Here is a 22361-nt window from a genome sequence, read left to right on the forward strand (position 1 = left end):
AAATCGTGATCGAATTAAAGCAACGAGTCAGTTTAATCAATAAGATCCATCTTTTCAATGGCTTGAAAGAGGATCAGCTCGCAGGTATCGCCGTCAAATTTGACGAGCGCGAAATACCTGCCAGCCAAATTGTATTTAAACGGGGAGATAAGCCCGATGGTTTTTATATTGTTTTCAAAGGCAAAGTAAACATCACCCGTCCCGGCACTGGAAAAGATCAGGATGTATTCATCTGGCTGACAGCCGGAGATTACTTTGGCGAGGAAGCATTGGTGGAGAATCGCACGCGCTCGGCAACGATCACCGCCGCTGAAGATACCACCCTGCTTTTTCTAACACGCGCTCATTTTGAAGAACTGTTTTCAAAATATCCAAACCTGAAGCCAAATTTTCTAGTTGCGATTAAAAGCCATAAACTCGCGCGTTCAATAAAATTCTCATGGCTTGGGCCAAAAGAGATCATTTACTTTGTAGCACGCAGACACAAACTGCGCTTATATCAGTCACTGGTTGTGCCTGTCCTGTCCTTGATCGTACCGATCGGATTGTTCTTTTGGGGCACATTGGTCAGTGCGGTAACTCCGCTCGCGCTGGCTGCCATTTCACTGATCTTTATTCTTGGCTGGATAACCTGGAACACGATCGACTGGAGCAATGACTATTACATCGTTACCAACCAGCGCGTGATCTGGCTCGAAAAAGTGATCGGCCTGTACGATAGCCGCGAAGAAGCGCCATTAAGCACGATCCTCTCGGTGGGCGTGGAAACCGATCAACTGGGACGTATGCTGGATTTCGGCAATGTGATCGTGCGTACCTTTGTAGGCCGGCTTGAATTTGATTATGTAGACCATCCCAATCAGGCCGCGGAAATGATCCGCGAATATTGGGAGCGTGTAAAATCTGTGCTCACGGTTTCGCAAAAAGAAGTGATGAACAACACCATCCGCCAAAAGTTGGGATTGCCCGTCGACAAGAAGCAGCTCCCCGATCTGCCGCCGATTGTCACGGTCAGCAAAGACCTCGCACATCTGCCGCTCTGGTGGGTGGCATTTCTCAGTCTGTTCACTTTACGTGTGGAAGATGCGGGCAAGGTCATTTATCACAAACACTGGATCGTATTATTGCAGCAGGCCTGGCGGGCGATGGCATTTCTCCTTGGCATGATCGCTCTTTAAATCTGGCGCGGAGTATTTCTTTGGAATTCCGAAACCGCATCTTTCCTATATAGAAACGCCAAAGACGCGCTTCGCCCTGACACGATCATGGTTGCGCTGCCCATGCTTTCCCTGCCCTTTATCGCCTGGCTGGTCTGGGAATACGTGGACTGGAAGAATGATATCTTTATGATCACATCAGATGAAATCTTTGATATCGACCGCAAGCCTTTCGGCAAGGAAGAAAAACGCGCAGCGCAAATAGAGAGTATATTGAATACGTCCTATACCCGCGAAGGAATCATCGCGTATATGTTCAATTACGGCACGGTCAAGATCACAGTGGGCGGCGCGCAATTTGACTTTCAAGATGTAGCCGACCCGGCCGGTGTGCAGGCGGACATCAACCGCAGACGCATGGTGCGTATCGCCAAAAAGAATGAAGATGCCGGCAAGGATGACCGCGAACGTTTTGCAACATGGATCGCCGCTTATCATGAAAACGCGGACTCATTCAAGAAGCCGATCATTGTCCCGAAGGATGATGAGAAAAAAAGTAGTGAAAAGTAATCAGTTATCAGTGGGCGTTATGTGACGCCAAAATTACAAAAAAAGGAAATAACCAGTATGACATTAAGACCTATCGTAACCCTGCCTGATCCAGTTTTAAAGCGCAAGGCAAAACCAGTTACAAAATTTGACAAAGACCTGCAAACGCTGATCGACGACATGATCGAAACCATGCGCGATGCGCCGGGCGTGGGGCTGGCTGCGCCGCAAGTCGATATTTCAGAACAGTTGATCGTTGTTGAATATTCAGAAGAGGACGATGACGAAGACACCGAAGAAGAGGCTGAGGCGAAACCCAAAAAACTCTATGTGATGATTAATCCGGTCATCGTGAAAGCCTCGGAAGAAAAAGTTGTGGGCGTGGAAGGTTGCTTATCCATCCCCGGCATTCAAGGTGACGTGGAAAGATACGAAGCCATTCAAGTCAAAGGATTGAACCGCTTCGGCAAGCCGCAAAAAATCAAAGTGAATGGTTGGATGGCACGCATCTTCCAGCATGAGATCGATCATTTGAATGGTATCCTCTTCACAGAAATTGCCAGCCGCCTGTGGAAATTCCCGCCAGACGAAGAAGAACACGAGCTTTAACTACTTTGTCGAAAAAGGTCGAAGGTCTTGTGACTTTCGACTTTTGACTTTTGACTCGCCTAATCATGTATCTCAAACACTTATCACTGACCAACTTTCGCAGTCTTACCCGTCTGGATATTGAACTGCCGCGAAGAGAAACCCCGCCAAAAAACGGCGGGGTTGTTTTGCTTGTCGGTGAAAATGCACAGGGCAAGACCAGCGTACTCGAAGCCATTTATTTTCTGGCAGCATTTACATCCTTTCAAACGCATGTGGATCGGCAGATCGTTAACTTTCATGAGGCCAAGAATCCGCTGGCAGTGACACGGCTTGTGGCCGATTATCAGCGCGGAAAAATAAAGCATCGCCTCGAAGCGCGTCTGATCCTTGAGCCGACCGGCGTCAACGGGCAGCGCTTGCGCAAGGAAGTGTTGCTCGATGGCGCGAAGAAACATGTCAGCGATATTATGGGACATTTCAACGCGGTCATCTTTGTGCCGCAAATGTCGCAGATCATTGAAGGCGGACCTGACGAACGCCGACGTTATCTCAACCTTGCACTGGCGCAGGCTGTCCCGGCTTATGCGCGGGCCTTGAGCGAATACAACCAGGCACTCACCCAACGCAACGCACTTCTCAAAGCGCTGAGTGAACGCGGCGGAAACAGCGACCAGCTTCAAGTGTGGGATGAAACGCTGGTAAAACTTGGGGCGCAAATTATTTTGTGGCGCATCCAGGCTGTGCAGGAGATCGAACGTTTCGCGTCCCGCATCCATCATGAGTTGACTCGCGGCAACGAAGTGCTGCGCCTCGCCTATGAGCCGGCTTTTGATCCGCTACCGAAACCTGAAATGCAATTGGGATTAAAACTCGATACGCCGATCGATCGCTCCAGTTTGGAACTCGATGAAATTCAAAAAGGATTTCTCGCGCGATTGAAAGCGATTCGTAGTGAAGAGATCGCGCGCGGCGTGACGACGATTGGTCCGCACCGTGATGACTTGCGCTTCATCATCAACAAAGCCGATGTCAGCGATTACGGTTCGCGCGGACAACTGCGCACGACCCTGCTCGCACTCAAACTCGCCGAAGTGGAATGGATGAAGGAACGCACCGGTGAGTGGCCGGTCATTTTGCTCGATGAAGTCATGGCCGAGTTGGATGTCCACCGCCGCGCCGATTTGTTGAAATATGCAAGCAAGAGCGAGCAGGTTTTATTCACCACCACCGACACAAAATTATTTACCCCCGAATTCGTTGAACAATCACAGATCTGGGATGTCAGCGGCGGCGTGGTGCAGCCGAGAAAGTAAAATATTTACATCCTGAGCGGAGGGCTGAGCGCTCTTGCACTTTGCGAAGCCCGCAGTCGAAGGACGAAATCTCGAAAACAATTATTTATCTTGAAAACTTACATCCTTCGGCTTCGCCGCAAAGTACATCGGCTCCGCTCAGGATGTAGAACTCTTGAAGTAAAATAACCCCCATGCCAAATATCCTCGTCATCGGTTCACTTAATGCAGACCTCGTGGTACGCGCGCCGCATTTTCCTCAGCCCGGCGAAACCATCAGCGGGGACGACCTGCATATCATCCCCGGCGGCAAGGGAGCCAATCAAGCCGTGGCCGCCGCGCGACAGGGCGCAAGCGTGGCCATGCTCGGGCGCGTGGGAAACGACAGCTTCGGCCCCTTTCTTTTAGACAGCCTCAAATCAGACTCAGTAGATATCACCCACGTCCACACAGATGACTCCGCCACCGGCACAGCCATCATTGTCGTGGATGCCAACGGGCAGAATAGCATTGTCTTGTCCGCGGGTGCGAACGGCAAAGTTTCACCCGCGGATGTAGACCACGCATCTGACTTAAGCCCGAGCCTGATTCTGCTTCAACTGGAAATCCCCACGCTGACAGTTCTCCACGCCGCGCAGGTTGCGAAACAAAATAACATTCGCGTCATCCTCAACCCCGCCCCTGCAAAATCCCTGCCCGATGAATTGATCGCGCTGGTTGATTTCATCATCCCCAACGAAACCGAATTAAGTCTATTAACCGGCTTGGAAGTGAAAGATATTTCATCCGCCGAACAAGCCGCAAAAATTTTGTTGGATCGCGGCGCAAAGCATGTGATCGTCACCCTCGGCAGCAAAGGCGCATTATTTGTATCTGACAAACAAGTGACTCACATCGAAGCCTATTCCATCAACGTTGTCGATACCACCGCCGCCGGAGATGCCTTCATCGGCGGTTTTGCATCTGCTTTATTGCGCGGACTTGAAATCGAAGAAGCCGTGAAATACGCCAACGCTTGCGGCGCACTGGCCGCCACAAAATTCGGCGCACAGCCTTCATTACCCACAAAAGAAGAAACAGAAAAATTTATATCGTAGGGGGGGGCCCTGTGTGGGCGCCCCCTCGGGCCCGCGGGGCGGCGGGGGGTGTGCCAAAATGGGCAGGCACGAGGCCTGCCCCTACGGGAACGGGAATACGAATATCACAATAGGACATTATGAATCCAACACGAATCATCATTGACACCGACCCGGGCGTGGACGATGCGCTCACCTTCCTTCTCGCGCTTGCTTCTCCTGAGATTCAACTCGAAGCGCTGACCACTGTCTGCGGTAACATCGGCATCGACAAAACCACACGCAACGCGCTTTCCGTTTTGGAACTGGCACATGCCAGCCACATTCCCGTCGCACGCGGATGTGCGGATCCAATGCTAAATAAACTTGGAAACTCAGGTGATGCCGTACATGGCACCAGCGGAATTGGCAAATCAAATCTGCCGGAGCCAAAGACTCAACCGATTGAACAGCACGCAATCGATTATTTGATCGAGCGGATTCTGGCCGAGCCGCAGCAGATCAGTCTGTATACCATCGGACCCATGACCAATCTTGCGCTGGCGATCCGCAAAGATCCACGCATTGTGCCGGCCTTGAAGGAAGTTGTCATCATGGGCGGTTCGCTCCGGGCAGGCGGAAATATCACACCGCAGGCCGAGTTCAACATCCACGCGGACCCGCACGCGGCGCATGTTGTCTTTCATTCAGGAATTCCAATTACATTGATTCCACTAGACGCCACTTATAAATGTCTGCTTACTTCTGCTGATATTGAACGCTTAAACAAGATCAAATCCCCCATCGCCAGATTTGTCGGTGATGCGACTGCGATCTATATGGATTTCTACAAGAAATACGAAGGCTTCGATGGCTGCGCTTTACACGATCCGCTGACATTGGCGGTCATCATCGCGCCTGAGTTGTTCACTTTTGAAAATCACTACATCGATGTGGATATTTCCACTGGCGTTTCCATGGGAAATACCTTCGCCGATTTTATGAAGGTCACGAAAAAACCTGCCAATATAAAAGTTGCGCTCAACGTACGCGGACGCGACTTCGTTGAATTATTCCTTGAAAGGATGGAAACGCTCAGCCGTTCCATTGCGGATTAACAACCATGCCCAAACATATTATTTTAGACACCGACCCCGGCATAGATGATGCGCTTGCAATTCTGCTTGCGCTCGCTTCGCCCGAAATTGTGCTCGATGGCATCACAGCGATTCATGGAAATGCGTCCACGGCGCAGGTGACGACAAATGCGCTTTCGATTTTGGAACTGGCAAAGGCAGGTCATGTGCCTGTTTACAAAGGCTGCGAGATTCCGCTGGTGCAGCCTTCGCTGCTCAGCCCTGAGACGCACGGCAACACCGGCCTGGGCTATGCGAATCTGTCAGCACCGCAGAATCAGGCCCGGGCGCAGCATGGATGCGATTATCTGATCGAGCAGATCATGTCACATCCAAAGGAAATCACATTGGTGGCGATCGGTCCGCTGACGAATGTCGCGTTGGCGATTCGCAAAGAGCCGCGCATTGTGGAAAATGTCAAAGAGGTGTTTATCATGGGCGGGGCGATTCGTCATCAGGGCAACACCACGCCGCTGGCCGAATACAATACCTATGTGGACCCGCACGCCGCGCACATGGTTTTTCATTCGGGTATGCCGATGACTCTCACGCCGCTGGATGTGACCTATCAATGTATTTTTTCTAAAAGAGGATTTGGATCGATTGCTGAAAATTGATTCACCGATCACAAAATTCATCGCGGACTCAACCCGCTTTTACATGGAGTTTCACGATGAATATCAAAAGATCGACGGCTGTGTGATCAACGATCCGATGACTCTGGCGCTGACCTTCATGCCCGAGATTTGTGATTACGAAAATCTGTATGTGGATGTGGATATTTCAACCGGCGTTGGGCTGGGAAATACCTTCGCAGATTTTTATAACTATGAGAAAAAAGCTCCGAACATGAAAGTGGCTTTGGGCGTGCGCCCGCGCATGTTCATGGAGTTATTTTTGGAAAGAATGGAAAAACTGGCCAAGTCTCTCTCGTGACCATTCAGGTTAAAAAGTGTTATTATGGAAAAGTAAAAAGCATTTCATCAATCATTTCACTCGGAGGATAACATGCTCGAAAAGATCAAGAATAATTTCAACACACAGACCTGGGTACTCATCCCAATCGCCATCGCCATCAATATCGCCATAGGCCAGATCGTGCTCTTGCTCAAATTACCCGTGTTCCTCGATTCCATTGGCACAGTTTTGGTGGCTGTATTGTGCGGCCCATGGGCCGGCGCACTGACCGGTATGCTTTCAAATATTATTTGGGGTATTGCCATTGATCCGGGCGCTTTGCCCTGGTGGCCTGTGGCCGCGATGATCGGTTACATGGCCGGACGCATGGCGCAGTGGGGTTTCTTCAAATCCTGGTGGAAGGTGGTTGTCACTGGTTTTGTTGTGGCGCTGACCGCCGCGATCGTTTCCACCCCGATCGCTGTTTATCTGTTCGGCGGCATTACCGCCAGCGGATCATCCTTCATCACCGCTTATTTGCTCCAGACCGGTCAGGGCATTTGGTCGGCAGTGGTCAGCACCAGCTTCCTCACCGAACCCGTGGATAAGATCACCACGGCCATGCTCGCATTCGCAATTATTCAGGGTTTGCCCAAGCGCACCATTGGCGGATATCCCAAGGCGGAACAGGCAGCTGTTGAAGGCGGCACAAGCCAGAATCAATTGTATATTGCTGTCGGTGTCGTTGTGGTTCTCGTTTTATTCGCGGCTTTCATGCTGCGCAATATTCTCGGCGGATAGTTAATAGTTAGAAAGACTTCGGAAGTCTTTTTTGAGGACTCTATAATCCAGACGAATCAAAGCAGACTTCCGAAGTCCTGTGTTTTATGTGAAAGAGACCGGCTTTTAGCCTGGTCTCTTTTTTGTTTCGAGTGAGATTTCCTACGCTCAATCCGCGCCCCAGCCGACTTTAATCGGCTTCGTACGTGCGGGGATAACCATACCATGGATAGTTTGGAACTGAAATGATCTCGATTCTTTCTTAACTGAAAACTGATTCTGTTTCAAATGATTTTTTCTCCCCTGCATCCCCGCCCGATGATAAATCATCGGGCTATTCCTACGAAGCCCGCTCAGGCGGACTAAATTTAATGAGAATAAAAAAATTCGCGTAATTCGCCTTATTCGCAAATTCGCGTTAATGGTTTGTGGCAGCTTAAAACATACATCGCTACTAAATTTTTTTGTGGTTTATAATCGGCACTTATGCATGAGCGACTTTCATTTTATATCAAACGCGACAGCGTAATCCACGATCTCAATCCGCTCACAAAATTGACGCTGGTGCTTGCGCTGATCCTGATCGCCTTTGTCAGTCCCTGGTATTGGACGCCGCATTTATTGGTATTGATCGCGATCATCCCATTAAGTTTCACTGGCAAAGTAGCGCCCGAGTTTTTCAAAACAGCGTTCCGCCTCATCCTGCCCGCTGCCGGATTCCTGTTTCTAATGCAGGCGTTCTTTCAACCGGTTGGGGAAACCGTGATCTTCAAATTTTATTTTTTGGATGTCACACAGGAAAGTATGCTGTTCGCATTCAGGAACGCGATGCGTGTCATCGTCATGGTTTCCGCGTTCACCTTTCTACTGCTCACCACTCACCCCAGTGAATTAATGTCCGACCTGACACGGCGCGGTCTGCCCGGTCAATTTGCATACGTCATTATTTCAACTCTGCAAATTCTGCCGCAAATGCAAGCCAAAGCACAGACCATCATCTCGGCTCAACGCTCCCGCGGACTGGACACAGAAAGCACCTTCATTAAAAGAATGGGCTCGCTCACTCCGCTGATTGGCCCGTTGGTTTTTGGCTCACTGGCCGAAGTAGAAGAGCGTGCAATTGCGATCGAAGCACGCGGCTTTACATCGAAAAAAGTAAAAACATCCCTGTATGAAATTCCTGATCACAAATCAGATCAGATCATCCGCTGGGTTCTCATCCTCCTCGTCATCGTTTCCATCGCGCTAAACCTATGGCCTTCATAAATCTTCAAAACGTCACCTATCAATATCCGCTTACCAAAACGCCTGTTTTGCAAAATATAAATTTGCAAATTAACGAAGGTGAGTTCGTCGCGGTCATCGGGCCGAACGGCGCGGGCAAGTCTACGCTGTGTTATGCGCTGGCGGGTTTTGTTCCGCACTTTTTCAAGGGCGAGATCAGCGGAAGCATCGAAGTGGCCGGCATGGAATCAAGCAAGTCCACGCTCGATGAGTGGGTGCTGAATGTGGGCCTCGCGTTTCAAAATCCATTCAACCAGATTTCCGGCGCAAAATATACGGTCTTTGAAGAGATCGCATTCGGGCTGGAAAACAGCGGCGTGCAGCGCGAAGAAATGAAAGTCCGCGTGGAGGAAGCCATGAAGTTGACCGACATCAGCGATCTGGCGGATCGCTCGCCCTATTCACTCTCCGGCGGACAACAACAACGCGTCGCTCTGACCTCGATCCTGGTCATGCAACCCAAGCTGCTCGTGCTCGACGAACCGACCTCGCAAATGGACCCGATCGGCACACGCGAGGTCTTCAGCGTGGTGCGCAAGATGGCCGAAGGCGGCATGACGGTGGTGATGGTCGAGCATAAAATGGAATGGATCGCGCAATTCGCAGATCGAGTCATCGCTTTGAAAGACGGTCAAGTTCTGCTCGAAGGCAAACCCAATGAAGTATTAACTTCAAATATTCTGGCTGAAAATGGATTCGGGGTTTCACGTTACACGTCCACGGCCAGAGAAGCGAAGAAGCAGGGACTATGGAAGAAGGAAAATTTACCAGTCACATTGGATGAGGCTGTGGAGGGATTTGTGAAACGTGATGAGTGAAACGTAAAACAAATTACGTATCACGTTTCAGTAAAATAATTATGAAAATACAAATTAAAGACTTACGTTTTACCTATCCTACGGGGCTTGAAGCTCTGCGTGGCATTTCGTTGTCGATTGAGGCGGGCGAGCAGGTTGCGATTGTGGGTCAGAACGGCGCGGGCAAGACTACGCTCGTGAGACACTTTAATGGGTTGTTGCAACCAGCTAGCGGGTCGGTCATGATCGGTGACTGGGACACGAAAAAAACTTCAGTGGCGAAATTAGCGTCACGAGTCGGGTATGTCTTCCAGAATCCTGATGAGCAATTATTCTCAAAAGATGTGGCGACAGAGATCAGGTTTGGTCCGCGCAATTTGGGATATTCAAAAGAGAAAATAGATGAGTTGGTCACGCGCGCGCTTGCGTTGACCGAGTTGAGCGACAAGACCGAAACCAATCCCTACGACCTCTCACCCACCTGGCGCAAGATGGTGGCGCTGGCATCTGTGATCGCGATGGATACGCCGATCGTTATTTTCGATGAACCCACCACCGGGCAGGATGCAGTCAATGTGGCGCGGATCGCGCATGTCATCGCGGAACTGCGCAGGGAAGGCAAGACGGTCATTACGATCACGCATGACATTGATTTTTGCGCCGAGAATTTTGAGCGTGTAATTGCATTATCAAAAGGACAAATTTTGCTGGATGGCCCGGCGCGCGAAGTTTTGGGTCAGGAGGAAATTTTGGCGCAGACCTATGTTGACCCGCCGCAGTTGACAAGGCTGGGGAAAACGCTTAGGGTTAAAAGAAACCGTTAGAAATCAGAACGAGTTTTTGAGTGCAATGAGAAAATAACAAAACGCGGACTTCGGTCCGCGTTTTGTTATTTTGGATAAACCACTAACTCTTCATAGCCAGAGTCGTTTTCCAGCAATTCACGTTTATAGATAACATCTTCAAGGACGGCCAGAACGATCTCGGCGGTTGTGTAGATTTTGCAGCCTGAAACGAGGTGACCGCCGATGGTCACGCCATCGCCATCGGATATGGCGATGTGGATGTGCGAGCCATTCGTTGAGACAGTGCCGGTCATAGAAACGATCTCGAAGTGGCCTTCGTATTCATTGTAATAACTGCGGTTGGCAAGGCGCAAGGTGGCATGCGTTAAACTCCCGACAGAGGAGAGTACGCAGCCCGCTTGAATATGCTGTTCGGAAACAAAATTTTCAATTGAGTCGAATAAGTCCGCGCCGGGTTTTAGACGAAAAGTATGCGTTTTCATTTGAGCCTCTTTGTGCATTTATGGTAAATAAAAAGGACATAAAATGCATTTTTATTGCACTCATGTCTTTTGATGTTTTAGAAGATGTTTTCTACCAGAGTGGAAAACCGATCAACGCTGTCAGCCAGACAATCATCGGCGGGTAGATCTGCAAACCGATCAAGGCAACGATGGTACCTAAAATTGCACCGGCAATTACATCTGAAAGGTAATGTACGCCCATGGCTACGCGGGCTAAAGATACCAGCGGCGCCCAAACCCAAAGAACAGTGGCAAGCCAGAGCGGGGCAAGAGCCGAGCCGAGGACTGCGATCAGGAATGCACGGGCGGCATGTCCAGATGGAAATGAATGCGGGTCGGTGTTGCGATAAATTCCGCCCCACTCACCTTGCGGCCTTTCCCTGCGGACTAGAAACTTAATGGCAAGCACAACGCCGGCCAAACCCAGAATCCCAAAAAACTCAACGACTTCCCATTGCTTCCAGGCTGAATTGCTGAAAAACCATAACAGGATGATCGCCGCCGCCCAGAACCATGAGTCACCGGAGTGTGCAAGGAAAGCGGCAAGGTTTCGCAAAAGACCCGGCTTCTCAGCCACACGCAGTTGACCGGAGAGTCGGGCATCGAGTTCGAGTAAAGAACGAAAACTCATTTTGTCTTTGCCTTCGTTCTAAGCTGCACGCACTTTGGGTGATGTGGATTTTTTAACGCTGCGGATTTTTTCACCACGGCAGATTCTTTTTTATTTTGACGCGCAAGGTCTTCGCGCATGATTTCCAATTGATGCGGTTTATCCACATCCATGCCGGGTTCGGCATGATCCCAAAGAATGGCGCGGCCTTTGATACCGATGCGTTGAGAGGCGCGTTCCACCATGCCTTGTAAAGTTAATTGGCGGGTAAATAATTGAAAAAGTGTATCCCAGCCGATGACAGCCGCCGATGCGAGCGGACTCTTACGGTTGCCGATTAACGCTTCCCAGGTTTCAAGATGCTCAGTGACCTGATTAACATGAATGATGTTCATGTCCGCACCGCAGACCTGCATATCTTTTAATTTTGTATAGGTCCGGTTGGATGTGGGATAACGTGACTCCATCACTTCCTGCGGACATACGCCATAATAAATATCGTCTTGTGTTTCCATGGCAGTCTTAACCAGCCAATCCACCATTTCGCCTTTGATCGCGGGAATATCAGAAGAAACGATCAGTACATATTCGCTCTTTTTATTTAATTCAATGGATTTCTTCACACCTGTGACAATGTTTGCCAGCATCCGCCCCTGATTGGATACGTAATGCAAAGGCTTCTTGCAAGTCAGTCCGCTCTTTGCAGTCAAACCAATGACGATCACATTTTCCACTTTTTTGGAATCACTCAATGCATCCAAAACCCACTGCACCATGGGCTTGCCTGCAACATCAATCAAGGCCTTGGAGTTTCCGTTTGAGTAGGCATACAAGGGATCACGAGCTTGCGGAATTCCGCCTGCGGTTACGATCGCATCCATAATTTAATTCAACTCCTGCAATTGCGGCTCGAAGCCGAGTTTATCAAGCATCTCAGTTAACTCAGGCCAGGTGAGTGCGCGGCCCTTTCCAGCGACGGCCACCAACGCGGCTTCCATCATGTTCGTACCGAAAGAGCGTCCGTCCAGAACGGGGGTGGTGGTGATCAGATATTTCACGCCGGCTTTTTTAAATTCGGCAACATCTTCAGGGGTGGTGGTGTTGGTGACGATCACTTTGCCAGTCAGATCATCAGGCATAAAGCGTTTGATGTAATGACAGTCGCCGGCAATGACAGTTGCCCACGCGTAATGCTTTCCCCATTTTGGCGTGCGCTTTTCCTGCTTTTCGCCCGTGGGATAGATCCACGAAAAAGGCAGACGCCCGGCAATGGGCATGAGCAGGGCAGCAACAATTTTAAGTTGGCTGATCTTATAAATGGCAATTGGAATATCCAACCCGAACATCAAGTCACCGTAGACGGTTTCATAACCTGCATCGGCAAAAGCCTGCGAGAGTCCCCAGCGATCCACACCCACGGTGACGAGTACTTTCCGTCCACGGGCGTTGATGTAATCGCCGATCTTCTGATCTAAAAATGCAGGGGCTTTGTTTTCGAGCGTGTTCTTTAATCCGCCGCCATCCACCAGTGGAGTCTTTTTTACATAACGCACCATGGGGGTTACAGAATGTAAGGGATACCATTTTCCGTCTGCGAGAGCGCCCAGGTCTGCGCCGCCTACACCAAAGGCATCCACTGTGCCATCGAGTTCTTTATATTTTAGTGCAGCGACTTCCATGTCGCCGTCTGTGCCAATTCGTTCGATGCTGATCTTTTCCCCCAGCAATGTTACTTCCACTGCCTTATTTCTTTTAGATGAGCCAATGCTGATGCTGACCGCACGTTTCATGAAGAATCCTCCATAGATGAGATGACGCCATTTATAACACGAATCAGGATGCAGGTCCGGTGGGAAGCGTGAAGAAGAAAGTGGATCCAATTCCCGTTTCACTCTGGACCCAGATCCTGCCTCCGTGGACTTCGACAATTCTCTTCACGAGAGCAAGCCCGATCCCCGTGCCTTCCGAGTTTGCATCCAGTTTGTTAAATAAGCCAAAGATGCGGTCATGATGAATGGTTTCAATGCCCATGCCGTTATCTTTGACATAGAAAATCGGTTTTTCATCTTCATATCCATGCAAACCGATTTCGATTCGAGGCTGGGTTTGAGTCCCTATAAATTTTGCAGCGTTATCAATCAGGTTTTGCAGTACTTCCACCAGGCGTTGACGGTCTCCATAAACCACTGGAAGGTTTTCCTGAATATGTACTTGAAGATTGCCCGCAACAAGACGCCCCTGTACGATATCAACTGCGGCGCTGGCGAGATCTGCAAAATTAATAGATTGATAAACATTCATTAAACGCCCGACACGTGAAAGTTCGAGCAATTCATTCAGCAGGGTCTGCATTCTGTCAGTCGCATCTGCGATGCGGGTAATGTCGGTCTTCAAACGGACGCTATTCCCGCTGAATGCATCCTGCTCAAGAAAGCCCAGGAAACCCTTGATCGTGATCAGCGGAGACTTGAGATCGTGAGAGACCGTATACGTGAAGCGTTCCAACTCACCGTTCTTTTCCTCCAACTCATTGATCAGTTTCTCGCGTTCGGTCTCCACCCATTTGCGCTGACTGATATCGCGCACCATGATCATCGCGGATTCAGATGAGATGGCGGCAACCCGCGCCTCAAAAAACTGGATTTCCTCACCCGGGGGCAGACCATACTCAAAGGCGTGGACTTGATCTGTTTCCAGAGTTCTTTCGAGCGCAAATATGGTCTGTTCGGCGATGGCTTTCGGAAATAATTCCCTGATATTCTTTCCAAGGAATTGCGCAGGCGGCATGACGGGTCTATGTTCGGCGGATGCCATAAAATCCAAAAAGGTGCCATCTTTGGAAACTTCAAAGATCATGTCGGGGATGGAGGTGAGAATGGCGCGCGTCCGCGCTTCTGTATTTTTCAAGGCGTCCTCTGCCTGCTTTTGCTCGGTAATATCATAGAACATGGACAGGACACAGGTCTGGTCCTTGATCTCGATCAATTCATACAAAGGCAATTGCAAAGTGGCGTTCCAGCGTAAGATAGGTAAGGAATTCATAACTTGGTTAAGAATGGAACGCTTGGTCGCTTTGATCTGCGTTACAAAATGCAGACGGTCCTCCATGGAATCCCACATTTCCAATTCTTCGGCAGAGCGCCCAATGGACTCTTTCGGGTCATACCCGCTCATTTTCCAGTAGGCATCATTCCCATCCAGCAGTGTGCCGTTATCAAGTGAAGTGATACAAATCGCCACGGGACTGGCTTGAAAAACTTTTCTAAATCTTTCTTCACTGGCGCGCAGCTCAATCTCAACCACGCTGCGTTCATGGATCTCTTTTTGCGCCTGTTCATATAAGCGGGCATTATCAATGGCAAGTGCAGCCAGCGCGGCGAACTGCTCCATCAAGCGGACTTGTTCCTCGGTAAATGTGCGTTCCTTCTCAAGATAGGAAATGGCAAGTACGCCGATCACCACATTGCCTACTTTGAGAGGCACACCAAGCACCGCGTTAAATCCGGCATCAATAAAATCCGGCAGACTTTTTTCCCAGGTGCCATATTCCTGGATCACCATTGGCTGTCCACTGACCCACACACTTCCAGTCACTCCTTCATTTTTACCGGTAAGAGTCCCATTATATTTGGAGAGAACGCCATGTCCTACATCCTGCCGCAGTGCAGACCCGTCTGGTAACACCAGATCGATCAATCCATGCCGCGTATTGAGCAGATCGCAGGCGCGAGTCAAAATAGATTCAAGTAATGGCTGAAGTTCGGAGCGGCTTAACAACCCCATAGCAGTTTCGTTTAGCGCGGTGAGATAATCTGCCTGCCGCTGAAGTTTCTCCTCGATCCGCAGGCGTTCATTTAATTCAAGGCGGGCTGACTGTAATGTACGTGACCAACTGGAGATCAGCAGATAGATCAATATACCGATCAGAATAATAACGAGTGAAATATCACGCGCATAATTAAAAGGGGAATCCACATGAAAAGAACGCAGTCCGTTTTTTTCCATGATCGCAAAAACCCAGATCGCAGCCACACTCAAGCCGCCCACAGCGGATGCAAAACGCCACCCCAGCAAAAGACTGGAGAATATGATTACAACGATGTAGGCGATCACCGCCACATCGCGAATTCCATCCGCCTCCCAGGCTTGATAGGTCATCACGATCCATAATGCACTTACCAGGAATACACTCGCGCCGCGCACATATCCACGACGGATCAAAATCTGTCCCCCGACCAATACACCCACAACCGTCAGCAAAACCAGGATTGGCACATATCCATTTTCGTCCCAGACAACCACACGAAAAAGAATAATGGATAAAAAGAATGGCGATTGCACTCCACACAAAGCTATTGAGAATAAACGCAACTCGCGTTTTCTCTTCGTCAGCAAAAATGGGCGGGGCCAACAAACGACGCAAACGATTGGGCATGATGTTTCATTATATATCAGACTTTTTACAATGACATATGCATTTTTAATAAAAACGGGATTGCCATTTTGGGCAATCCCGTTTTTATTATTATATTTTTCTGTTTAGCGTGACATCAGATCTTCCAAAACCTTCTTTGAAGATTCGTCGATCACCGCGTGTTGACTTCCACCATGTGAATCCATGGTGACGACGACCGGGAATTCTTTTACTTCGATCACCCAGATCGCTTCAGGCACACCAAACTCCAACTTGAACACGCCATGCACTTTGGTGACTGTCTGCGCGATATAGGAAGCCGCGCCGCCAATCGCATGGAAGTAAACAGCGGGGGTTTCTTCACAGCCTTTCAGGGTCTTTGGTCCCATGCCGCCTTTGCCGATCACACCTTTGATATTAAAGTGTTTCATCACATCAGCCTGATACGGTTCCTCGCGGATGGAAGTGGTCGGCCCGGCGGCTACGAATTTATAGTCTTTCGTATCAAGCCCCGAGACGACCGGTCCGCAATGATAGATGACCGAGCCGTTCAGGATTCTCTTCAGTTCTTCATACACCTGAAGGTCATCGCCTTGCGGCTGGCGGGTCTTCTTAATAAAAGTTTCCATCATCCACTTATGGACTGCATCGCGCCCAGTGATCATCATGCCTGAAAGGGCAACCGCATCACCCACTTTCAGGTCACGGATCACATCATCAGTTATTGGAGTAGTAATTTGTTTCATTGGTTCTCCTTGCGAACAGTGGTCTCAATATGCCCCTCAAAAAACATCCGGGGCTACTCGACCACCAATCGTAAATCCCAAATCGTCAATCGTAAATAATCTCTTCGCCCTTTACCGTCATCTTGCGGCGGCGATATGCCCAGCACATATATGAAACAGAGACAAAATATGAGGCGGGCAGGCGGCTCAAACCAACGATCTTGGTATCCAGCACAGTGGTCTTGCCGCCGAATCCCATCGGACCGATTCCCAGTTCATTGGCTTCGCTGGTCAGGCGTTCTTCCAACTCTGCGAGTTTGGGATCTTCATTACGTGTGTCCATTTCGCTGAACAACACTTCCTTTGATTTAATATAGGAAGAACCTCTGTCACCGCCAATGGCAACGCCCAAAATACCGGGCGCGCAGCCCTGACCTTGCGCCTTCTGCACCGCATCCAACACCACTTTGCGCACGCCGGCCAGGTCACGCCCCGCGCCAATAGTGTTATCTGGCAGGGAGTATTGACGGCCGACATTCTCACATCCGCCGCCTTTGAGCATTAACTCGATAGTGAGATCGTCGCCTTCAACTTCATCAAAATGGATATACGGAAAGTCGTCGCCTCCAAGATTATTACCTGAATTTTTATCGTAGATGGCATCCACGGCATTCGGTCGCATATAGGACCGTTTGGTGGCTTCGGCCATCGCAGAGCGGATCTGCGCTTTGAGTTTGATCGTGGAAACACCCACTGGATAATGCACATAAAAGATCGGTGTACCGGTGTCCTGACAGATCGGCGTGGACTGTGTACGGGAAAGATCAATATTCTTAAGGATCGTTTCCAATGCTCCGCGCGCCGTGGAGCCCGGTTCTTCCTTTTCAATGGATGCGCGCAGTTTCTTCTCTACATCCGGCGGCAGGCTGGATGATGTGCGGCGGATCAATTCAAGGATTTCGTTTGTTAAATCTCGCATGGGAGCCTCCAATGTCGTTACAAATCATAATCCCAAAGATATAAAAATGCCATATAAAAATCAGTAAAGACTCTGGAGTAGGACAGCAAGCTGTCCGTTTGTTATGAGAAATAAAGAAATACCAACTTACGACAGTTTAACTGTAAAAAATTCTTAAAAGTCCATCAGCAAGCTGATGGACTCCATAATTGTGCTATTGATTACGTGTCAACTTTACGCGCATTACATATTGATTGACTGCGCCGAAGCGATATTTATACTCTTCATCACCGCGCATGAAATCAAACTCGGTGCGTTTGTTTTCACAGCACCACTGGAGCACATATCCCAGCAAGACCCAGCCGGGAGAAAGATCCATAAAGGCGCGGTTGACGCCTGCGTTATAACCCCATAATTTATTGTTGTAATCAAAGTTGAGCGCAGCCGCGATGCGTTGACCATCTGCTTCGAGGAAGGCCAGCCAGAGCCAGCCGTTTTCGTGCGCCGTGCGGATGACGGCGCGCATTTGATCGCGCATGGATTCCTGCAAAAAGCCAGCCTTGCCTTGATCCTGTTCCATCAGACCGAGAAACGCATCGATCTCAGCATCTACATCGGCCATGTCTGAGATGAACCAGCGTACACCGCGTTCACTCTCTTCGGCTCGTCTTATTTTTCGGCGAATCTCATGGCGCTGTTTCTTTTCCACGCGCGAGAGATATTCGTCAAAGTCACCATTCAGGGCGATGCGCGGCGTGGGACGATACATCTCTTCGAGGTGAGTCCAGCCGCGTTGTGCAGATTCTGCTTTGAGGGCGGCGAGGGTGGGAGATGAATCGGGGAGGTTATACCAATCGAGACCGCGCCAACTGTCGGCTAGGGAAGATGCGAGGAAGTCTAATAATCCGGTGATGAAATGTGCGTGGTCGTCCATCCGCACGATCAGATCCAGATAGTCAGAGATTTCAATACTGCCATTTAAAAGAAGCGCAGGCTGGCCGTCGTATTCTGAAATAAAGAGCGGCGCGATGCCGATCAGTTTTTCATCTTCGCGGGCAGTGACCAAAACCAGTTGGGCATTTGCCCATTCACCGCCGCCGCGATGTTCCCACCAGGCGCGTTGATATTCATAACGCAAAAAAGGATTATCACTGACCGAACCTTGTACAAGGTCGTTCCATTCCTGTGTATTTATTTCAGAAAAATCTTTGTGAAGTGTATATTTCATGGCCGCCGAATTTTACCAGTATAATGATGGTGAAGCATATCTTGAAGAACAACAAACGCACCCTTCTGGATAGGCATTCAAGGTTTTTTCTTACATGACTCTTGATCTCACTCTCTCACCCATTTATCGTATCAGCGGACAGGAAATCGCCAGTTTACCCGGCCTACTCGCGGTTATGCCTCCGCCGAATGCCGCACGCGGACGCGAAAAAGACCGGCTGTTGGTGTATTTGCTGCTTACCGGCAATTCCACTTTTTCAACCAGCGAATATATGCAGGTTGCAATTGATGCTTCAACTATTTTTTATCAGACACCCGGCGCGTTGACCAGCGCATTACGCGCCGCAACGGAATCAGTTAACAAGGTTTTGCTCGAACGAAATATGACCACCAGCGGACAGGGCCAATACGCGGTCGGCTGGCTGACGCTTGCCGCACTGCGTGATACACAATGCACATTTTTATTAAGCGGGCCGATGCATGTGTTTTGGTTTGGTCAGAGTGAAATGCGTCACATTCACGAACCGATCGTATCTGGCAAAGGTCTGGGCGTTCATCCAGTAACCAGCATTCATTACGCCCAAACTTCTTTAAGCGCCGGCGACCGTCTGCTCTTTTATGGCAGAGCGCCAAGCGCGTGGGATAGTACACTCGAAGACCCAACCCCTTCTTCACTCGATGCAATGCGCCGCCGATTAACCACACTCACCAGCGGCGACTTAAACGCCGTCTTGATGCAAGCCACAGACGGCACGGGACTCTTAACTCTTTTAAAGGGGACGGCTGAGCTGAAAGAGCAAGAGGATGAGAAGCACAAGCCGGATCTTCCTTTAACGAACAACCTGCCCAGCCTCGAAGAAGCAGTATCCACGCCCGAGCCTGATCCTGAATTCTCCGCACACATGGTGCAGCCTGCGGATTATACAATTCCGCCGCAACTGGAAGAAACACAACCAAAAGAACAAAATGTTAAACCCGATCCCCTGGCAAGTTTGCCGCGCACAGGGCCGCGCGAATTCCCTGCATCCATTCCGCGCATCAAACCTCAAGCCCAGCCAGTTGCCAGCGAACCGCTTGTCGAAAAAAATGATTCTCCCGCAGATGAAATAAAAACCATACCGGAAGAAAAAAGCGAAGCCGAAAAAATCGTTTTGCCTGCGCCGGTCAAACAACCCGAGCCGCCGCGCGAACCCTCCGCACGGACACGTCAAACCGCGAAGCTGATCGCAACCGGCATACAATCCACACGGCGCATCAGCGAAACCATCGGCGAGAAATTAAAAAATTTCCTGCCGCGCTTATTGCCAAATACAGAAACCAATGAAGTCATTATGCCTTCCAGCGCAACGATGATGTTCATGGCGGTCCTGATCCCCTTAATGGTGGTGACCATTGCGAGCGTGGTGTATCTGCGCTATGGGCGCAGTCAACAATACGAGACGTATCTGGGGCAGGCGCAGGAAATGAAAGCGCAAGCCCTGACCCAAACCAACCCGGTGGAACAACGCATCACCTGGGAAAATGTTTTACTGAATGTGGATATTGCAGAATCTCACCGCGAAACTTCTGAAACCATCACACTCCGTCAGGAAGCGAACGCCAATCTCGATACCCTGCTAGGTATCACACGAATGCAATTTAATCCTGTATTCAGCAGTAATTTGGGAATCGAGATCAGCCGCATGGCAGCCAGTGAACTGGATCTGTTCATGCTCAACGCCGCCAATGGCGAAGTGCTCCGCGCTGAATTAACCAACGGGCGCGGCTTCCAATTGGACACAACCTTCAATTGCAAACCCGGTCTTTATGGCAGCTACACCGTCGGTCCGCTGGTGGACATACTGGCAATGCCCGCGCTGAATTCGATCAATGCCACCTTGCTCGGCATAGACGCCACAGGCAATCTTCTTTATTGCGCTCCCGGACAAGTGGCGCAAGCCATTCCCCTGCCTCCGCCCGATACCAACTGGGGGCGTGTCACTTCATTTACATTGGACAGCGGCAATCTCTATGTGCTGGATGCTCCCGCCCGCGCGGTCTGGGTCTACACCGGCAAAGACAGTACATTTATTGACCGTCCCTACTTTTTCTTTGGCGAACGAACCCCAACTCAGGATGTGATCGATCTCGTCATCGCCGGAGATGACCTCTTCATGCTTCATGCCGATGGACATCTCTCCACCAGTTCATACAGCCGCATCGAATCAGCGCCCAATCGTTATCAAGACCCTACCCCCTTAATTAATCCGTTTGCCGCTTATCAGGATATAGATCTGTTCGGGAACGCGCACTTCACACAAATGTTGTTCACCGCCCCGCCTGACCCATCCATCCTTTTATTGGACGCCGACACACAAGGCGTATTACGTTTTGCGCCGCGCTCTCTTGAGTTACAGAATCAATTCCGCCCAACAACCGGGAATGCGAATCCGATTCCATCCGGACCGGTGGGCGCCGTCACCGTTGGGCCAAACCATGTGTTATATCTTGCAGTGAATGGACAGGTTTATTTCGCAACAGGCATGCCATAATATGCCGGATATGTGGAGAATTTATGCCTAACTTCTTAAACACGCTCTTCAACTTCTTCAAACCCGCCCAGGCGAAATATCCTGCCGACAGTGCCACAGAACCCGCGCAGATCACCCTGTGTAAAGTATTGGTGATCGTGTACGACCCGATCATGGATAAATCCACAGGAGTGACACTTTCTCAACAACAAAGATGGTACCGCCCCGCCGACTTGATCACCGGATTCATGGCAGATATGCTCCAGGTCAGCGGCGGCATGGCGCGTTTCCAAATCGTCCAGCGCGTGGATGTGGATGAATTCCCGGCCAAGACAGATAACTTTCAATACACGCCGCAAACGTATATGAGCGTTTTACGCGGCGAGGCAGCAGCGCACACGCCAGTGGAAATTAATTACAATGCCATCCTGGGTAAATATAATATTTTACAATGTGTGGCAAACAATGAAATTGATGAAGTATGGATCTTCGGTTTTCCTCACGCAGGACTCTACGAATCCACCATGGGCGGGCCGGGAGCTTTCTGGTGTAATGCGCCTCCGTTGAAAAACACAGAAGCCAGCAAACGCCGTTTTGTGGTGATGGGCTATTCTTTTGAAAGATATATCGGCGAAATGCAGGAGGCTTATGGTCATCGCGCCAGATCGATCATGGAAAGAACCTTCAGCAAATTGAACGGGGATGCAAATTTATGGAAACGTTTCATCCGCTATGAAAAATCTGCACCAGGGAAATCAGCCTGCGGAAACATTCACTTCGCGCCAAATAGTCAACGGGATTACGACTGGAACAACCCGGCGCCTGTGATCAGCGAATGTCACGACTGGCAATTGAATTTTCCCAACTTCAAAGGTGACAAACGCATCGTCGCCGCCTCAGAATGGGGCAACGGCGATATCCGCGAACATCACAAATGGTGGTTCAACCACTTCCCACGCGTTGCCGGACGTAAAAATGGAATACACAATAACTGGTGGCAATATGTCGTCAACCCGCAATTGGTGATCTTATAGAATAAAAAAAATTGCGTTGTTATTCACGCAAAGTTT

Annotated in this window: 22 protein-coding genes; 14 read left to right on the forward strand and 8 right to left on the reverse strand. The window is 49.8% G+C overall.

Annotated elements, in window-relative coordinates; genetic code table 11:
* Positions 1-5: 5 nt before the first annotated feature.
* The 12 genes from IPL71_RS25030 (at position 6) to IPL71_RS25085 (ending at position 10362) form a co-directional block, all read left to right on the forward strand.
* Entirely contained in the window at positions 6-1178 is a 1173-nt protein-coding gene (locus IPL71_RS25030) for a cyclic nucleotide-binding domain-containing protein (RefSeq protein WP_345326403.1), read from the forward strand.
* An 87-nt stretch (positions 1179-1265) separates the two neighbouring features.
* Positions 1266-1727: a YdbT family protein gene (locus IPL71_RS25035; RefSeq protein ID WP_345326405.1), complete on the forward strand. Its 462-nt coding sequence runs from the start codon at positions 1266-1268 to the stop codon at positions 1725-1727.
* 57 nt (positions 1728-1784) lie between these two features.
* Complete coding sequence (gene def / locus IPL71_RS25040) at positions 1785-2315, forward strand: peptide deformylase (RefSeq protein WP_345326407.1); 531 nt, start codon at positions 1785-1787, stop codon at positions 2313-2315.
* A 65-nt stretch (positions 2316-2380) separates the two neighbouring features.
* Positions 2381-3610 (forward strand): DNA replication/repair protein RecF, encoded by a 1230-nt coding sequence (gene recF, locus IPL71_RS25045; RefSeq protein ID WP_345326409.1) that lies wholly within the window; start codon positions 2381-2383, stop codon positions 3608-3610.
* A 173-nt stretch (positions 3611-3783) separates the two neighbouring features.
* Positions 3784-4686 (forward strand): ribokinase, encoded by a 903-nt coding sequence (gene rbsK, locus IPL71_RS25050; protein WP_345326410.1) that lies wholly within the window; start codon positions 3784-3786, stop codon positions 4684-4686.
* A 119-nt stretch (positions 4687-4805) separates the two neighbouring features.
* On the forward strand, positions 4806-5762 hold the full coding sequence (locus IPL71_RS25055; protein WP_345326412.1) for a nucleoside hydrolase: 957 nt from the start codon (positions 4806-4808) through the stop codon (positions 5760-5762).
* 5 nt (positions 5763-5767) lie between these two features.
* The gene (locus IPL71_RS25060) at positions 5768-6397 is read left to right on the forward strand and encodes a nucleoside hydrolase (protein WP_345326413.1); all 630 of its coding nucleotides are present in this window, start codon (positions 5768-5770) and stop codon (positions 6395-6397) included.
* A complete protein-coding gene (locus IPL71_RS25065; RefSeq protein WP_345326415.1) occupies positions 6384-6716 on the forward strand; it encodes a nucleoside hydrolase in 333 nt (110 codons plus the stop codon). Before IPL71_RS25060 ends, IPL71_RS25065 begins: the two co-directional genes overlap by 14 nt.
* 72 nt (positions 6717-6788) lie before the next feature.
* Entirely contained in the window at positions 6789-7478 is a 690-nt protein-coding gene (locus IPL71_RS25070) for an ECF transporter S component (protein ID WP_345326417.1), read from the forward strand.
* Between the two features lie 465 nt (positions 7479-7943).
* A complete protein-coding gene (locus IPL71_RS25075) occupies positions 7944-8723 on the forward strand; it encodes an energy-coupling factor transporter transmembrane component T family protein (protein ID WP_345326419.1) in 780 nt (259 codons plus the stop codon).
* Complete coding sequence (locus IPL71_RS25080) at positions 8711-9559, forward strand: energy-coupling factor ABC transporter ATP-binding protein (RefSeq protein WP_345326421.1); 849 nt, start codon at positions 8711-8713, stop codon at positions 9557-9559. The genes IPL71_RS25075 and IPL71_RS25080 overlap by 13 nt, the downstream gene beginning before the upstream one ends.
* A 41-nt stretch (positions 9560-9600) precedes the next feature.
* On the forward strand, positions 9601-10362 hold the full coding sequence (locus IPL71_RS25085; protein ID WP_345326423.1) for an energy-coupling factor ABC transporter ATP-binding protein: 762 nt from the start codon (positions 9601-9603) through the stop codon (positions 10360-10362).
* A 65-nt stretch (positions 10363-10427) separates the two neighbouring features.
* On the opposite strand, the gene IPL71_RS25090 is transcribed toward IPL71_RS25085, so the two are convergent.
* The 8 genes from IPL71_RS25090 to IPL71_RS25125 form a co-directional block, all read right to left on the reverse strand.
* Positions 10428-10844 (reverse strand): PPC domain-containing DNA-binding protein, encoded by a 417-nt coding sequence (locus IPL71_RS25090; protein WP_514130860.1) that lies wholly within the window; start codon positions 10842-10844, stop codon positions 10428-10430.
* Between the two features lie 73 nt (positions 10845-10917).
* The gene (locus IPL71_RS25095; protein ID WP_345326427.1) at positions 10918-11478 is read right to left on the reverse strand and encodes a phosphatase PAP2 family protein; all 561 of its coding nucleotides are present in this window, start codon (positions 11476-11478) and stop codon (positions 10918-10920) included.
* Entirely contained in the window at positions 11475-12338 is an 864-nt protein-coding gene (locus IPL71_RS25100; protein ID WP_345326429.1) for an NTP transferase domain-containing protein, read from the reverse strand. The genes IPL71_RS25095 and IPL71_RS25100 overlap by 4 nt, the downstream gene beginning before the upstream one ends.
* 3 nt (positions 12339-12341) lie before the next feature.
* Positions 12342-13247: a DUF8754 domain-containing protein gene (locus tag IPL71_RS25105; RefSeq protein WP_345326430.1), complete on the reverse strand. Its 906-nt coding sequence runs from the start codon at positions 13245-13247 to the stop codon at positions 12342-12344.
* 43 nt (positions 13248-13290) lie between these two features.
* Positions 13291-15798: an ATP-binding protein gene (locus tag IPL71_RS25110; RefSeq protein ID WP_345326431.1), complete on the reverse strand. Its 2508-nt coding sequence runs from the start codon at positions 15796-15798 to the stop codon at positions 13291-13293.
* Between the two features lie 198 nt (positions 15799-15996).
* Positions 15997-16617 (reverse strand): FumA C-terminus/TtdB family hydratase beta subunit, encoded by a 621-nt coding sequence (locus IPL71_RS25115; protein ID WP_345326433.1) that lies wholly within the window; start codon positions 16615-16617, stop codon positions 15997-15999.
* Between the two features lie 85 nt (positions 16618-16702).
* Positions 16703-17575, reverse strand: coding sequence for a fumarate hydratase (locus IPL71_RS25120; RefSeq protein ID WP_345326435.1), 873 nt, complete (start codon positions 17573-17575; stop codon positions 16703-16705).
* Positions 17576-17768: 193 nt separating this feature from the next.
* The gene (locus tag IPL71_RS25125; protein WP_345326437.1) at positions 17769-18782 is read right to left on the reverse strand and encodes a GNAT family N-acetyltransferase; all 1014 of its coding nucleotides are present in this window, start codon (positions 18780-18782) and stop codon (positions 17769-17771) included.
* Positions 18783-18876: 94 nt separating this feature from the next.
* Between IPL71_RS25125 and IPL71_RS25130 the strand changes: the two genes are divergently transcribed.
* Positions 18877-21312 (forward strand): hypothetical protein, encoded by a 2436-nt coding sequence (locus tag IPL71_RS25130; RefSeq protein WP_345326439.1) that lies wholly within the window; start codon positions 18877-18879, stop codon positions 21310-21312.
* A gap of 23 nt (positions 21313-21335) precedes the next feature.
* Positions 21336-22325 carry a hypothetical protein gene (locus IPL71_RS25135; RefSeq protein ID WP_345326441.1) on the forward strand — a complete coding sequence of 330 codons (990 nt, stop codon included), beginning with the start codon at positions 21336-21338 and terminating at the stop codon, positions 22323-22325.
* Positions 22326-22361 lie beyond the last annotated feature (36 nt).

This window comes from Candidatus Villigracilis proximus (assembly GCF_016717045.1).
GTDB classification, from domain to species: domain Bacteria; phylum Chloroflexota; class Anaerolineae; order Anaerolineales; family Villigracilaceae; genus Villigracilis; species Villigracilis proximus.

Coding starts and splice junctions, on each gene's coding strand:
- IPL71_RS25115 (WP_345326433.1), bottom strand. CDS start 16,617: ATGAAACAAATTACTACTCCAATAACTGATGATGTGATCCGTGACCTG.
- IPL71_RS25100 (WP_345326429.1), bottom strand. CDS start 12,338: ATGGATGCGATCGTAACCGCAGGCGGAATTCCGCAAGCTCGTGATCCC.
- IPL71_RS25085 (WP_345326423.1), top strand. CDS start 9,601: ATGAAAATACAAATTAAAGACTTACGTTTTACCTATCCTACGGGGCTT.
- IPL71_RS25135 (WP_345326441.1), top strand. CDS start 21,336: ATGCCTAACTTCTTAAACACGCTCTTCAACTTCTTCAAACCCGCCCAG.
- recF (WP_345326409.1), top strand. CDS start 2,381: ATGTATCTCAAACACTTATCACTGACCAACTTTCGCAGTCTTACCCGT.
- IPL71_RS25130 (WP_345326439.1), top strand. CDS start 18,877: ATGACTCTTGATCTCACTCTCTCACCCATTTATCGTATCAGCGGACAG.
- rbsK (WP_345326410.1), top strand. CDS start 3,784: ATGCCAAATATCCTCGTCATCGGTTCACTTAATGCAGACCTCGTGGTA.
- IPL71_RS25125 (WP_345326437.1), bottom strand. CDS start 18,782: ATGAAATATACACTTCACAAAGATTTTTCTGAAATAAATACACAGGAA.
- IPL71_RS25055 (WP_345326412.1), top strand. CDS start 4,806: ATGAATCCAACACGAATCATCATTGACACCGACCCGGGCGTGGACGAT.
- IPL71_RS25105 (WP_345326430.1), bottom strand. CDS start 13,247: ATGAAACGTGCGGTCAGCATCAGCATTGGCTCATCTAAAAGAAATAAG.
- IPL71_RS25075 (WP_345326419.1), top strand. CDS start 7,944: ATGCATGAGCGACTTTCATTTTATATCAAACGCGACAGCGTAATCCAC.
- IPL71_RS25095 (WP_345326427.1), bottom strand. CDS start 11,478: ATGAGTTTTCGTTCTTTACTCGAACTCGATGCCCGACTCTCCGGTCAA.
- IPL71_RS25035 (WP_345326405.1), top strand. CDS start 1,266: ATGGTTGCGCTGCCCATGCTTTCCCTGCCCTTTATCGCCTGGCTGGTC.
- IPL71_RS25090 (WP_514130860.1), bottom strand. CDS start 10,844: ATGCACAAAGAGGCTCAAATGAAAACGCATACTTTTCGTCTAAAACCC.
- IPL71_RS25070 (WP_345326417.1), top strand. CDS start 6,789: ATGCTCGAAAAGATCAAGAATAATTTCAACACACAGACCTGGGTACTC.
- def (WP_345326407.1), top strand. CDS start 1,785: ATGACATTAAGACCTATCGTAACCCTGCCTGATCCAGTTTTAAAGCGC.
- IPL71_RS25120 (WP_345326435.1), bottom strand. CDS start 17,575: ATGCGAGATTTAACAAACGAAATCCTTGAATTGATCCGCCGCACATCA.
- IPL71_RS25060 (WP_345326413.1), top strand. CDS start 5,768: ATGCCCAAACATATTATTTTAGACACCGACCCCGGCATAGATGATGCG.
- IPL71_RS25080 (WP_345326421.1), top strand. CDS start 8,711: ATGGCCTTCATAAATCTTCAAAACGTCACCTATCAATATCCGCTTACC.